At 48.6% G+C, this 12,956-nt stretch carries 11 protein-coding genes; 6 read left to right on the forward strand and 5 right to left on the reverse strand.

The annotated features are described in order from the left end of the window. The first annotated feature begins 474 nt into the window (after positions 1-474). Genes MKY96_RS05295 through MKY96_RS05315 form a run of 5 tightly spaced genes read left to right on the forward strand, consistent with a single transcriptional unit; the run spans position 475 to position 7,083 of the window. The gene (locus MKY96_RS05295; protein ID WP_340938984.1) at positions 475-2,442 is read left to right on the forward strand and encodes an AraC family transcriptional regulator; all 1,968 of its coding nucleotides are present in this window, start codon (positions 475-477) and stop codon (positions 2,440-2,442) included. 17 nt (positions 2,443-2,459) lie between these two features. Beyond that, a complete protein-coding gene (locus MKY96_RS05300) occupies positions 2,460-3,485 on the forward strand; it encodes a FecCD family ABC transporter permease (RefSeq protein WP_340993895.1) in 1,026 nt (341 codons plus the stop codon). After that, positions 3,482-4,495 (forward strand): FecCD family ABC transporter permease, encoded by a 1,014-nt coding sequence (locus MKY96_RS05305; RefSeq protein WP_340938985.1) that lies wholly within the window; start codon positions 3,482-3,484, stop codon positions 4,493-4,495. Before MKY96_RS05300 ends, MKY96_RS05305 begins: the two co-directional genes overlap by 4 nt. Before the next feature lie 9 nt (positions 4,496-4,504). After that, positions 4,505-5,362: an ABC transporter ATP-binding protein gene (locus MKY96_RS05310; protein ID WP_340938986.1), complete on the forward strand. Its 858-nt coding sequence runs from the start codon at positions 4,505-4,507 to the stop codon at positions 5,360-5,362. Beyond that, entirely contained in the window at positions 5,359-7,083 is a 1,725-nt protein-coding gene (locus tag MKY96_RS05315) for an ABC transporter ATP-binding protein (protein WP_340938987.1), read from the forward strand. Before MKY96_RS05310 ends, MKY96_RS05315 begins: the two co-directional genes overlap by 4 nt. A 430-nt stretch (positions 7,084-7,513) precedes the next feature. On the opposite strand, the gene MKY96_RS05320 is transcribed toward MKY96_RS05315, so the two are convergent. The 5 genes from MKY96_RS05320 to MKY96_RS05340 form a co-directional block, all read right to left on the reverse strand. After that, positions 7,514-7,870, reverse strand: coding sequence for an Imm8 family immunity protein (locus MKY96_RS05320; RefSeq protein ID WP_340938988.1), 357 nt, complete (start codon positions 7,868-7,870; stop codon positions 7,514-7,516). Between the two features lie 12 nt (positions 7,871-7,882). Then, on the reverse strand, positions 7,883-8,230 hold the full coding sequence (locus MKY96_RS05325) for a hypothetical protein (RefSeq protein WP_340938989.1): 348 nt from the start codon (positions 8,228-8,230) through the stop codon (positions 7,883-7,885). Positions 8,231-9,020: 790 nt separating this feature from the next. After that, complete coding sequence (locus MKY96_RS05330; RefSeq protein ID WP_340938990.1) at positions 9,021-9,269, reverse strand: DUF6809 family protein; 249 nt, start codon at positions 9,267-9,269, stop codon at positions 9,021-9,023. A 216-nt stretch (positions 9,270-9,485) separates the two neighbouring features. Then, the gene (locus MKY96_RS05335; RefSeq protein WP_340938991.1) at positions 9,486-11,225 is read right to left on the reverse strand and encodes a HAMP domain-containing sensor histidine kinase; all 1,740 of its coding nucleotides are present in this window, start codon (positions 11,223-11,225) and stop codon (positions 9,486-9,488) included. Beyond that, positions 11,222-11,956 (reverse strand): response regulator transcription factor, encoded by a 735-nt coding sequence (locus tag MKY96_RS05340; protein WP_340938993.1) that lies wholly within the window; start codon positions 11,954-11,956, stop codon positions 11,222-11,224. Before MKY96_RS05340 ends, MKY96_RS05335 begins: the two co-directional genes overlap by 4 nt. Positions 11,957-12,159: 203 nt before the next feature. On the opposite strand from MKY96_RS05340, the gene MKY96_RS05345 reads away from it, so the two are divergent. Beyond that, entirely contained in the window at positions 12,160-12,849 is a 690-nt protein-coding gene (locus tag MKY96_RS05345) for a CPBP family intramembrane glutamic endopeptidase (RefSeq protein ID WP_340938995.1), read from the forward strand. Positions 12,850-12,956 lie beyond the last annotated feature (107 nt).

The following is a 12,956-nucleotide window of genomic DNA, read 5'->3' on the forward strand; positions in this document are numbered from 1 at the left end:
CAGTCTATGGACTACAACCCATATCCAACACGGCATATGCCCATAGCACACAAAATTCATAATGAAATAAGCCCTTTGTAACGAGGGATAAACGATGAGTATGGATATAGGGGAAACGAATATTAACGGTCTGAATGATTGGAGGAAATGGTTGAGGGTGAACTTAAATTCAGAAAGTTGTTATACGAAGGGATCGGTTAAGCGCTCCGATAATGATTTTTTCATTTCTGTTGTAACACTGCTCACTCTACTAGAAAGATCCTCTTCCCCTGTTAAAACCTCTACCTTAATGCCTGCTCCTAGACGGAAGCCATATTTGAAAATCGAGGATAGCGGACTAAGGGTTCTACGATTTTGATGATACCGAGCCTAACCCTTCCTACAAAACAACCCAAGTTTACTTAATGATGATATACTTACCTCATGAAATATGATATTGATAATCAATATCAATTGATGAGGGAGCGCGGATAGATGCAAGAGAAATCAGAAGCAAGCCATGCCTATACACCGGAGATGATCGACATGATGGCCCGCATCTGGGCACGTTCAATCATTACATTGATAGATGTACGCTTACATCATGTAGCGCCCCAATATCCATTGGAGCAATATAAAATGCCTAGCAGCATGCTTATCTATGTATGTGGAGGGGAAGCGCAAATTCAACTGAATGAGACCACATTTGGGATGGAACGCTTCGGTTTGGTTCACGGCGGCAAGGGGAGCCTGCTCAGTATTTCGTCTACAGGGGAGAAGGTGAAGACCTTCATGGTGTTGTATAAAGCTGAATCCCCTCTCTTTTCCAGGAGGTACCTGCAGCAACTACTGGAGCAAGTCAATCCATTTGTTCAACAGTTTGGTTATACACCAAGTAATCCTATCTTGCTGCTCGACTGGTTTCAACAGATGATGAATGACTGGAACCGCGGCAAGGCGATGGATCAGCTACAGGCCAAAGCTTATCTATATCAATTGATTCATAGGGTGTTCAGAGATTTAGAGGGTGGCGAGATTCGCTATCTCCAGCCCAATCCAGCCTGTTCTGCGAAGGTATATCTCGATAAGCATTACAGGGAGCCGATTATGTTCCAGGATATTGCCGCTATGTTTGGGATCAGTGGCGGGCAATTAACGCGGTTGTTCAAAAAGAAGGAAGGGATGAGCTTACAGGAGTATCTCATTCAGAGAAGGATTGAAGCTGCCTGTCATGACTTGAAGTATACAGAGGCAACCATTAAAGAGATAGCAACAGGATCTGGATTTGCTGATGAGAAGAACCTGTTTCGGATGTTTAAGAAGTATTACAAGATGACGCCGAGTGATTACCGGAAAATAAACGCACTACCTATGCAGGTTGATGGTATTGATAATGATTCTCATCTTCAATACAATGAGAGGGAACTGGCGAGTCTAGTCAAGTCTTATAGAGATGGGGAATCAAGCATGTTTGGACAAGTACGAAGTAAAGAAATGATCTTTGTGGCGGCGATGAGCCTGATGCTGCTGCTGACGGCATGTACGTCGGGGACGCCAGCGAATAATAGGGGAACGGTGAATCCGCCTGCGGAGACCGGGCAGACGACACAACCGGAAGTACAGGAGACGAAAGCTTCAGAAGCAGTATCGCAGACCAAAAAGATATCTACAGTAAAGGGTGATGTTGAGGTGCCTGGCAACCCTCAGCGTGTTGTAGTCGATTATCTGGTTGGTGATGTGGTAGCTTTGGGTGTAACTCCTCTAGGTGTGGCGAGAGCGACAAAGGGCGAGACAGAGGCGGTCTATTCTAACGAGATTAAAGATTCAGTTAACATAAAAATGGAGCCGGAAGATGTCATGACGCTTGAGCCTGATCTGATCATATTAGCATGGGGCGAAGAGAATTATGAGGATTTATCCAAAATTGCCCCGACCATTTATGTCCCTTATGGTGATATGACCACAGAGGAGCGTATCCATTTCATTGGCGATGTTCTGAATAAGCCGAAAGAGGCTGAGGCTGTTTTGAGTGCTTATGCTAACAAAATCGAAGAAGCGAAGCTATCCCTTAAGAATGCCGGCCTTGCAGACGTGACGATTACGATGGGAGAATTCGGTGATAAAACGAACTCCATCGCTGGAGCCAAGCATGCGGTTGGCGAGCTTATGTATAATCAACTTCAAATGAAGGCACCGTCAAAGGTTCAATCTGATATTATTGACGCAGATAAATATTGGGGACAGATCTCAATGGAGGTCTTGCCCGCTTACATGGGGGATTATTTGATCGCCTTAGGAGATACGGAAGTTCCTGCTGATCATGCCGTTTGGAAATCACTACCCGCTGTGCAACATAACCGGATCGTAACGGTGGGTTCATCGCTATCTTGGTCCACGGATATAATGACTTCCAGTGCATTGATTGATCATATTATCAATCAATTGCTGGCATTAGCTAAATAAGGGGACCTGGAAATACGATGAAAAACAAGCCTGAACAAAATCGCCGTGGGGCGGTGAACTTCACCATCTACATGGTGGTAGGGCTTGGATTAACGGTTCTCATGTCAGCGGCGTCGATTAGCTTTGGTGCCGCTGATATGAGGTTAGCGACTGCATGGGAGGCTATTTTCCGATTTGATCCAACGCTCACTGAACATCAAATTATTCAAACCCTACGTCTTCCGCGTACTGTAGCCGATCTGATCGTCGGATGTAGCCTTGCGGTTTGTGGTGCGATCATGCAGGGGACAACGCGCAATCCGCTGGCCGACTCCGGGCTGATGGGGATCAGCTCCGGGGCAGCATTCGCGATTGCGCTATGCCTGGCGTTTCTACCGGGTTATTCGTATGGGCAAATGATGCTGTTTGCATGTCTGGGAGCAGCGCTCGCGACCGGGATCACTTACTTCATTGCGTCACTGGGCAAGCGCGGAATGACGCCTCAGCGGCTGGTACTGGCAGGGCTGTCCATCTCCATGCTGTTTGGCGCACTCAGTCAGTATTTGGCGATCAATTACAACCTGGGCCGGGCCTTGGCATTCTGGACGGCAGGCAGTACAGCGGGGGCCAAGTGGGGGGAACTACTGATTATCTCCCCCTTATTTGTTGGTGGTATACTACTGGCGCTGGCGCTGGCTCCTTCCGTTACACTGCTCAGTCTGGGAGAGGATGTGGCAAGTGGACTCGGTATCCGTAGCGGACTGGTCAAGGGGCTATCGACGATTATCGTGCTCGTGCTGACTGGATTGGCTGTTGTCGTGGTTGGCCCAATCGGTTTTGTGGGTCTGATTACCCCGCATATTGTGCGATATATGGTCGGTGTCGACTATCGGTACATTATTCCGGCGGCTGCGCTATATGGCGCGTTGCTGACCGTATCGGCCGATCTGGCTGGCCGTTTGATTAATAGGCCGTTCGAAACACCGATTGGCATTATTTTTTCCATCATTGGTGTGCCGTACTTTCTCTTCCTCGCCCGCAGGCAAAGGAGGGAATTCGAATGATCAAGCAGCGTTATACGGTGCAACGGGGTATCCTCATCAATGTAGTGCTTGTGCTGCTCATCCTTATGTTTGCTGTCATTAGCATGAATTCCGGCAAGATGAATCTTTCACCGCTGGAAGTGCTGAACGTTCTCCTGGGTAACGGTACCGGCAAGCACAATCTGATCCTGTTCGACTTTCGAATGCCACGAATCGTACTGTCGATCTTGGTAGGTCTGGGAATGGGAGCGGCTGGGGTCGTGATGCAGAGTTTGCTGCGCAATGACATGGCTAGTCCGGGGACACTGGGGATCAGTTCGGGATCGGGTTTGTTTGTCCTGTTTTTCGTCGTATTCATCGCATCAGCAGGAAAAAGTTCCTTCATTGCCCTGCCGCTGCTGGCCTTTGTTGGCGGCCTGCTGGCGGCGGGATTGATCTTCTTATTATCTTATCACCGCGGGCGAAACCTCTCGCCAATCGGTCTGATCTTAACCGGGGTCGCGCTCGGAAGCGGGTATGGGGCGCTGACCACCTTCCTGACACTCAAGCTGGATGATTCGCAGATGGACTTCATGCTGAATTGGCTGGCGGGGAGCTTGTGGGGCGCTGATTGGCGCTATATTTCCGTACTGGCACCATGGGTCTTGATTTTAATCGGCTATATTTTCTACAAGTCCCGGATGCTGAACACCCTCCATCTGGGCTATCAGACGGCAGAAGGGCTGGGTCTTTCTGTGAAGCGGCAGTTTGTGGGGTTGTCGATCGCTGCTGTTGCTTTATCCTCTGGCGCTGTGGCTGTTGGCGGAAGCTTCTTCTTCGTTGGCTTGATCGCTCCGCATATGGCAAGAAAACTGGTCGGGCCCGATCACAAATTGCTCATTCCGGCTGCAAGCCTGACCGGCGGATTAGTCGTGGTGCTGGCAGACACGATTACGCGCACGGTTAACCTGGGGGGAGATGTGCCGACGGGAATCGTCATTACGGTCATCAGTGTTCCGTACTTTCTTTATTTACTAGCGAAGGCCAATTAGGAGGACGTCATGGAAAGTATTACAGCAGAGCAAATTGATATTGCCTATAATGACACGCTTATCGTCAAAGAACTGGATTTGCAGATTCCGCGTGGACAGATCACCTCGATTATTGGTCCCAATGGATGCGGCAAGTCAACTGTACTCAAGGCAGTCGGCCGGCTGCTCAAGACGAATAATGGTACGGTCTATCTGAATGGTGCCGATATCCGCACACTGTCCACCAAGGAAGTCGCCAAGCAGATGGCGATTCTGCCGCAGACGCCAACCGCACCGAGCGGTTTGACGGTCGGTCAGTTAGTCGCCTATGGACGTTTTCCTCATCAACGGGGTTTCGGCAAGCTCTCCAAAGAGGATAAGCAAGTAGTAGCCTGGGCCTTAGCGGTTACCCAACTTACTGCGTTCGAGCATCGTGAGGTGGATACGCTCTCTGGCGGTCAGCGTCAGCGCGTATGGATTGCGATGGCGCTCACCCAGCAGACCGATCTGATCCTGCTGGATGAACCCACCACCTATCTGGACCTGGCCCATCAGCTCGAAGTACTGGAACTGCTCTATGAACTGAATCGCAGTCAGCACGTGACGATTGTGATGGTGCTGCATGACTTGAATCTGGCAGCACGCTTCTCCGACTATATGGTAGCGATTCGTGAGGGCCAGGTGGTGGAGCATGGCTCGCCAGAGCGTGTAATGACGGTACAGACGCTGCGTGAGGTGTTTGCCATTGATGCCGAGATTATGCTGGAACCACGAACAGGGCGGCCGGTCTATGTGACGTACGAGCTATTGCGTGATAAGCGTAGGGACCAAGAAGTAGATCAAGGATTCCTACAGGCTAAGGAACAGAAGGAGGCGATTGCCACATGAGAACCGCATGGCGTGTCCTGATGGGCGCACGTAAATACTGGCTGCAGTTAGGCATTGGATTTGCCGGTGTCGTGATGGCCACGATTGCCGGGTTTTATTTGCCCTGGGCGCTCCGCTCGTTGACACAATTGGCGACCGAAGGCAGCAGCCGCTTTGCCGCGGAAGCGCTGAAGATTGGTCTGTTGCTGCTTGGAGCCACCTGTCTGCAAGCCATCGGAACATCACTGGCCGGCTATATGAACCATTATGCGGCACTTCATTATGTAGCAGATTTAAGAACAAGATTGTATAGCAAATATCAGCAAATGAGCCTGCGCTATTTCCACCGAAGCCGGACGGGTGACTTGACCGGGCGCGTTGTGAATGATGCGATGGAGGCGGAAATTTTCATTGCCCATGCTATTCCTGACTTTATCATCAACGCACTGACCTTTATCGGAGTAGGCATTCTTCTCTTGACGATCAATGTGAAGCTGGCACTGATCAGTCTGATCACGATTCCGTTGCTGCTTGCGATTACGATATGGCAGAGCAAGCATTTGTCGCCGCTGTGGGGAGAGAATTCCAAAACGCGGGGAGAAATCTCCGGCAAGGTGCAGGAAAACTTGGCGGGCATGAAGGAAATCCAAATTTTTAATCGGCAGGAGGAGGAGCAGGGCAACGTATCTCGTCTGGCTATGAAACATACGAAGACCTATTTGCGCGCCAGTCTGTTCTATGAAACGTCTGTGCCGTTGTTAGCCTTTGTCACTGCGCTGGGTACTGTGTTTGTCGTGATTCTAGGCGGCAGATTAATGGCAACAGGCGAGGTCAGCATTGCTGATATCATCGGATTCATCGCCTACCTGGGTATGTTCTATCAGCCGGTAAAGTCCTTCTCCAATCTGGTGGAGATGACCGGGCGAGCCGCCGCAGGTCTTAAACGGGTATACGAGGTGCTGGAAGAAGAGGAGGATATACAGGAGAAGCGAGATGCAGTCAGCTTACCGCGTGTACAAGGACAGATATCTTTTCAAGATGTCACCTTCGTATATCCGGAGGGTGCGCCTGTACTAGAACGGTTGAACCTGACTATTGATCCCGGAAAGACGGTCGCGCTTGTAGGTACAACCGGTGTAGGAAAGACGACATTGGCCAGTCTCGTTAACCGGTTCTACGACCCGCAGACCGGTTCGATTAAAGTGGATGGCATCGACATTCGGGATGTGACGCTCTCCAGCCTGCGTGACAATATCTCAATGGTGCTGCAGGACACCTTCCTGTTTGACGGCTCCGTGTATGACAATATCGCTTATGGATGGGCGGATGCGACCGGGAAAGATGTGATGGCCGCAGCGAAAGCGGCGAAAGCGCATGATTTCATAGCACAGATGGAGCAAGGCTACGATACGGTGATTGGTGAACGCGGTGTACGGCTGTCAGGAGGGCAGAAACAGCGGATTTCGATCGCACGGGCGATTCTGCGTAATGCGCCAATCCTCATTCTGGATGAAGCCACATCGGCGCTTGATACTAAGACCGAGCAAGAGATCCAGCAGGCGCTGGACGAAATATCGAAGGATCGCACAACACTGGTGATTGCCCATCGGCTATCGACCGTCCGTCATGCCGACCAGATCGTCGTGCTGGAGGGTACAGAGATTGCCGAGATGGGTACGCATGAGGAACTGCTGCATAGCGGCGGCATTTATGCACGATTGTATGCGACGCAAGCTTCTTGAACGTGAGAGGCGTTACGCCGATCCGTTGCAAGCAGTTGCTTCGTCAATGGTTGGAGCGTGGCTTAATACAACATATAAACCCGCAAATAACCTTGCTTTTACAACATAGGCAGAAGCCCGTCAACCTTAACTGGTCGGCGGGCTATTGGTTAAAGTCTTATGACACTGGCCTCGTCGTTCGGCAGAGAATGATTCAAGCCTTGGCAGAAATCCTTCATACCAAATGCAAAAGTGTCTTGAAAAGTTACAGCTGACAACTCACCTTGAGCATCTATAAAGTTAAATATCATATCCCCAAATAAATAATAACATTATGAACAGCCCCTTATTCTGATAATAATTAGCAAAAATAGTCTATCAGAATAATAGGGATGTTACTATGTATTTTACAATGAACACTAAATACAAAGTGCACACGGGTACTTTTCTTTTATGAAAAGAGTTTGTAATCCTTCATCTCATCATATTCCCAAGGAAAAAGTCTGTTAATCGACAATGCAGTTTGTTCCCAGTCTTCCTCAGCACATTTTGAAATACTAACTTGAATAACTTCCTTTATAGCTTCTAAGTTGAATTCAGGAAATACCACAAACCCTCGACAAATTATAAATGGTCTGGTACTAAGAAAATCCGCGATCCCTTGAGCAGTTCCAACTATAGCATAGAATTGATCAGAGCCAGTTAAATCTGAAGGACCAATATCTAAAACTAAGGATACGCAAAAATCTCCGGTCACATCTCCTTCAGCAAAAACATGAACATCCTTTAGTTCTGGTGTCACTGCCATCATAAACTCCTTTCAATCACAAACAGAACTAGGCTCTGTATAGACGGTAGGGTAGATATCCATTAATTCGCTCTCCATCTTGCAGGCCTTAGCTACCATTTCGTCTAACTCGCTTGCTGCAAAATCCTCATCAATGATAGATTCCATTAGGTTGGTGTATTCCTCTGCTAATTCCTTATCTTCGTTTATTTGGTTAACAGTATCTTCGTAGTCAGACAAAGACTTCTCTAACCGATCTCCAATATGGAGCAGGTCTTGACGATCACGTTCCTTTTTCGCATCATACAGAATTTTTCCGCCAATGCTGCCACCAATTAATAAGACCACGACAAGTAGTACCAACCATTTCTTACTTTCCATAGATCCCCCTAAATATATGTAATTAACCAAAATCATTCTAGCAGAACGTGGTAATATTTACTATGGGACTAATTAAACTTTAATATATAGTTATATGACAACGAATAAAAGGAGAGTATAGTGACAAAAAAAGTAAAGTTCATGTTATCGATACTTATCATCTTAGTATTCATTATTTTTATTCGTATGGCATACCGAATACACCGTTATCAGTCACTACTCAACAAACTTTCCTTTATACTGATAGCTTCCAAAATTATTAATTATTTGAGGTGGTTTCATGACTGTGTTGAAGAAAAAAACCTACTGGATCACTACTTTAATAATTCTGATACTCTCGTTAATGAAACCTATCTCTATTGAATACTCGAATACAGCGTACGAATATAAGTTTGGAGCCTTGTTTCCATTTCTTAGCCTTAGACTAGATGATTTTTCTTCTGGATATCAAGATATTTTTAGTATATCTGCACAGGCTGAGAGTTATGAGCTAAACATTATTTCATTAGTTGGAGCTTGCCTAGTTTGCTTTCTCATTTCCTATGTACTAATAAAAATTGCTATAGCACTTTTTGGAAAAAAGAGCTAACTAGGATTAGCTACTGATGAAATAATAATATTAGTCAAATGAAAAATCCGCCTTGATTTCTCGGCGGATTTTTCATTGCATAAAGTCTAATTGCGGATGAAAATAATAAACATACTCTCGCTTGGCTACAAAGTCTATAAAATAACGCAAAATTGCCATAGATGCACCAACGCTACTCAACATCCTCCCCGCTTAAAACCTCTACCATAATCCCCGCTCCAAGCGAAATCCATACTTGAAACTAGCTGCCAACTCCATGCCATGAGTTTGACCATACAAGTCTAACAGTGCTTCTAATTCGTCGAATTCCTCCGCTGAAAGCCGCTCCTTCCAAACCTCTATGATGTCAGATGTTCTTTTTCTTAAAATAGAGTACTGTAGGTCATCGGGTATAATGTTTTCATCGGGATGCAAGTTGCCATGATACAGGCTTTCTAGGATACTTTCCACTTACTCATCTCCTTCATCTTTGTGTTTAACAGTAAAAGATATAAACTGTTAAATCCACGTAGTTTACTCTACAGAATGATGGAGATTACATGAATCCTTCGGAATAGCAATACAAATTCTATTTAATGTGGGATGACAATGGATGCCTTTGAGTATGTATTCATACTTAAACAGAAACAAGGGCTCCAGCTCATCAGAACTGGAACCCTTTTTTACTCAGCACGGCAAAACAATCTCAAATTCCGTGCCTTGCCCGGTTGTCGATTGGACCTGGATTGTGCCACCGTGTGCTTCGACGATGGTCTTGGCGATGCTCATGCCGAGCCCGGAGCCGTCGGTGGATTCTTCGGTATTGGTTCCGCGGTAGTAGCGGTTGAACAGATGATGCCGTGTTTCCTCGTCCATTCCTTTGCCATTATCGAGTACCCGTATGCAAGCTTTGTCGTGGACTCGGGCAAGAGTGACAGTAATGGTGGTTCCAGGCGGATTATGCTTGACGGCATTAGACAGCAAATTGTCCATCAGCCGCTGTAACCAGGTTACATCTGCCTGTATGAGCAGGGAATCCTCTTCCCCGGTGTAGTGAAATAGATACTCAGACATGGTGGCGTCATTGACGTACTTCAATACGGCGCAGCGCACCAATTCTGCCAGATCGGTCTCCCGGCGGACCATGATGGAGTCGCTCTGCTTGAGCTGATGGATCAGGGAGAAGTCGGAGATCAGCTCCAGCATATAATCCCCTTTTTCCCGGATGGTCGCACCCATGACCCGCATTTCCTCTTGGCTCCATTGCTCAGGCAGCTTCTCCAGCATATACCCGTAGCCTTGAATCGTGGCCAGCGGTGTGCGCAGATCATGGGAGATTCCCGTCATCCACTCCGACTGCTCCTTCTCCAGTCTCTTGCGGTCCCTCTCGATTTGAGCCAATTGATGAGTCATCTGATAGAAGGCTTGAATCACTTCCTGATAGAGCCTGTTGCGGGTTCGCATGGTGCCGTTGCGGCGGAATACCTTGCGTTTGTCCTTGGCCGTCAGTACCTCGTCGTATTGTCCTTGGCCCATCCGTTCGAACCAGCCTGCGAACAGAATCAGGGGCCGCCCGAAGCGGTAGCCATGCCAGATGGAGACCGACAGCGCGAGGATCAGGATCAGCACGGCAATCCAGATCAGCCTTGGTGTTACATTTTCCAATACAGGATGCTTCAGAGGAAGTCCCGCTGCGTGGGGCGTATAGACGATCCAGGTCATCCCGCTCGGCTCGTCCCGGCGGGCCAAAATACCCGCGTCATAGTTGTCTGGAGACTGCTGGATGGCCAGAATGTCCAGGGGCCGATATGCTTTTGGTACATATGTCTGATCGCCAATGCCTTGTACGGTGTTACTCTCAGAATCAATCACTTGCAGATAACTGCCAGTCTCCCGAAGCTGCAGTTCCAAGCGGGGAACGGCTTCTCTTCTTACCATGCCCTGTTGTCCATAAGCGTTGAACCATGTCGTGAGCTGGTCAAGGTCAGGGGTTGGATAGCCGAGCACATATAGAAGCGGGTCCTGGAACGAGAAATTCAGTTGCGTCTGCACAGCATAAGACCCCAGTCGCCGTGTCTCCTGGATAGCGAGCAATTGAGCGGTGGAGTAGGAGGCAGGCAGTCCGGAGTAGGGCGTTGTATTAATGCTGTAGACTACGTCTCCCTCCGCACTAACCACCTGCAGCCACATCCCCTTCTCCTGAATAAGCTTGTTCCACTGGGAAAAGATATGAAGCTTCCCGTCTTTGTACTGGGCTTCTTGGGAGATCTGCTCCAGGACGCCAACCGGAAAGTTCCGGCGGATCTCATTGCTGGTCATGTTCTGGAAGAACATGATGCAGGCAGCCAAGGCAATGGTCACAATCGCCAGCGCATAGAAAATCAACTGATACGTGAAGTGGAAGGCCATGCGTTGCTGGATTTTCATCGTTCCTCCGGCTCCTTCACCAGCTTGTAGCCCAGTCCGCGTACCGTAAGCAGCAGCTTCGGGTCGCCGGGATCGAGTTCGATCCGCTCCCGAATGCGGCGGATATGCACCATCACGGTCGAATCATCGCCCTGGCCGTTGATGCCCCAGACTTTGTCGTAGAGCTGGGTTTTGGAGAAGACGATTCCGGGATGCCGGCAGAAGTGCAGTAATAGTTGGAAGACCTGTGCAGGGCAAGGAACAGGCTGTCCCTCAACGGTCAGTTCGCCCTCCGCCTCGTTTAGGGTGAAGCGACTGAACCGGTAAATTCCCGCATCCGGAGATTTCGCAGCACTGGCTGCCAGAGCTTCCGGCTCCAAACGGCGTATGCGTGCTTGGATTCTTGCGGCTACCTCCAGGGGGTTGAAGGGCTTGGTGATATAATCATCCCCGCCCATGGCGAAGCCTTTTAGAATATCGAGATCAGTCGCCTTGGCAGTGAGGAACAGGATATAAGGATTCCCGTATTCGCGGATTTTGGAGCAGAGCTCCAGCCCGCTGCCGTCGGGAAGCATAATGTCAAGCAGGACGATATCGGGAACCACGCGTTGTACCAGGCTAATAGCTTCAGTACAAGTGGAAGCCCCGTACAGTTGTTGAAAGCCTTCGCGGCGAAGCACCATTTGCAGCATGGTGATGATCGAAGGTTCGTCGTCAACGATAGCGATTTTAATCGCGGATAGATTTGGCATTTTGTCACCCTTGTTCAAAATAGCATAGTTATCTTAACAGAACCTAAACAGCGGGGACAAAATTAAGCAAAAATTCAGTGGTTCGTTTAAGTTCTGTTCCAGCGGAGTTGGTAGGATAGGTCTGAGCAACACATTCGAGCTTCGATGAGAAGAATAGGAGGATAATAGCATGAGTAAAAAAGGTCACGATCGGGGGAATGGCAATGAGCAGTCCATCTCTGTCTGAAAAACCTCACACCCGGCCCGGCTGGCCGGAGATCCTAACTGCACTGTCCCTCTATATGATCGGCGTTGTTATCCTTGGGGTCTGGATGCTTCAAATTCCTGATGAGCAAGCTATTTTGCGGATTAATATCGGAGGTGCGGGCAATGGTCTGATTGGCTTCCTGGCTTTGTTTGCAGCTTACGCTCTGCGGATTCGCAATTTACGCGCTTTCGGGTTTCGGAGGACGGAGCGGAAATGGCTGCTGGTGGCGGTCTTCATCGGGATTGCCGCGTTCGGGGGATGTTTTGTAATCGAAGGGATCTATTATCACTTTATTACTGAGATCAACACCCAGGCGGACTTCCAGACGGCAGCGCAGGGCGGTCCGTTCTCCATGTTTATTCTGCTTATCACCGGGGCCATCCTCACGCCGCTCAGCGAGGAATTTGTATTCCGCGGCGTCATTGCCAATGCACTGAACCGTTATGGCCCATGGGCCGGAATCGTAGGCAGTGCTGCCATCTTCGGCGTGGTTCATGGATTCACCGTGATCCTGTTAGACGCATTCATGGTCGGCGTTCTGGTGGCGTACCTGTTCCGTAAGACAGGCTCCATCTGGCCGGGAGTTGTGGTGCATATCGTGTATAACGGCCTTAATCTTCTCTATTATTCTACGCTATCCCTATAATCTGACAGGTTATTCCTCCAGGATGGAAATGATACTATGAATTAGGGCACGCTTTGCGAGTCTTTCCTATTGTGATTCGTCCCTACCATAATTCATTCCAACAAGGA

It is taken from the genome of Paenibacillus sp. FSL R7-0302, from assembly GCF_038006885.1.
Taxonomy (GTDB): Bacteria; Bacillota; Bacilli; order Paenibacillales; family Paenibacillaceae; genus Paenibacillus_AQ.

What these genes read in the sequence shown, in the direction of transcription:
- MKY96_RS05295 (WP_340938984.1), top strand. Translation starts at nt 475, where the DNA reads ATGCAAGAGAAATCAGAAGCAAGCCATGCCTATACACCGGAGATGATC.
- MKY96_RS05300 (WP_340993895.1), top strand. Translation starts at nt 2,460, where the DNA reads ATGAAAAACAAGCCTGAACAAAATCGCCGTGGGGCGGTGAACTTCACC.
- MKY96_RS05305 (WP_340938985.1), top strand. Translation starts at nt 3,482, where the DNA reads ATGATCAAGCAGCGTTATACGGTGCAACGGGGTATCCTCATCAATGTA.
- MKY96_RS05310 (WP_340938986.1), top strand. Translation starts at nt 4,505, where the DNA reads ATGGAAAGTATTACAGCAGAGCAAATTGATATTGCCTATAATGACACG.
- MKY96_RS05315 (WP_340938987.1), top strand. Translation starts at nt 5,359, where the DNA reads ATGAGAACCGCATGGCGTGTCCTGATGGGCGCACGTAAATACTGGCTG.
- MKY96_RS05320 (WP_340938988.1), bottom strand. Translation starts at nt 7,870, where the DNA reads ATGGCAGTGACACCAGAACTAAAGGATGTTCATGTTTTTGCTGAAGGA.
- MKY96_RS05325 (WP_340938989.1), bottom strand. Translation starts at nt 8,230, where the DNA reads ATGGAAAGTAAGAAATGGTTGGTACTACTTGTCGTGGTCTTATTAATT.
- MKY96_RS05335 (WP_340938991.1), bottom strand. Translation starts at nt 11,225, where the DNA reads ATGAAAATCCAGCAACGCATGGCCTTCCACTTCACGTATCAGTTGATT.
- MKY96_RS05340 (WP_340938993.1), bottom strand. Translation starts at nt 11,956, where the DNA reads ATGCCAAATCTATCCGCGATTAAAATCGCTATCGTTGACGACGAACCT.
- MKY96_RS05345 (WP_340938995.1), top strand. Translation starts at nt 12,160, where the DNA reads ATGAGCAGTCCATCTCTGTCTGAAAAACCTCACACCCGGCCCGGCTGG.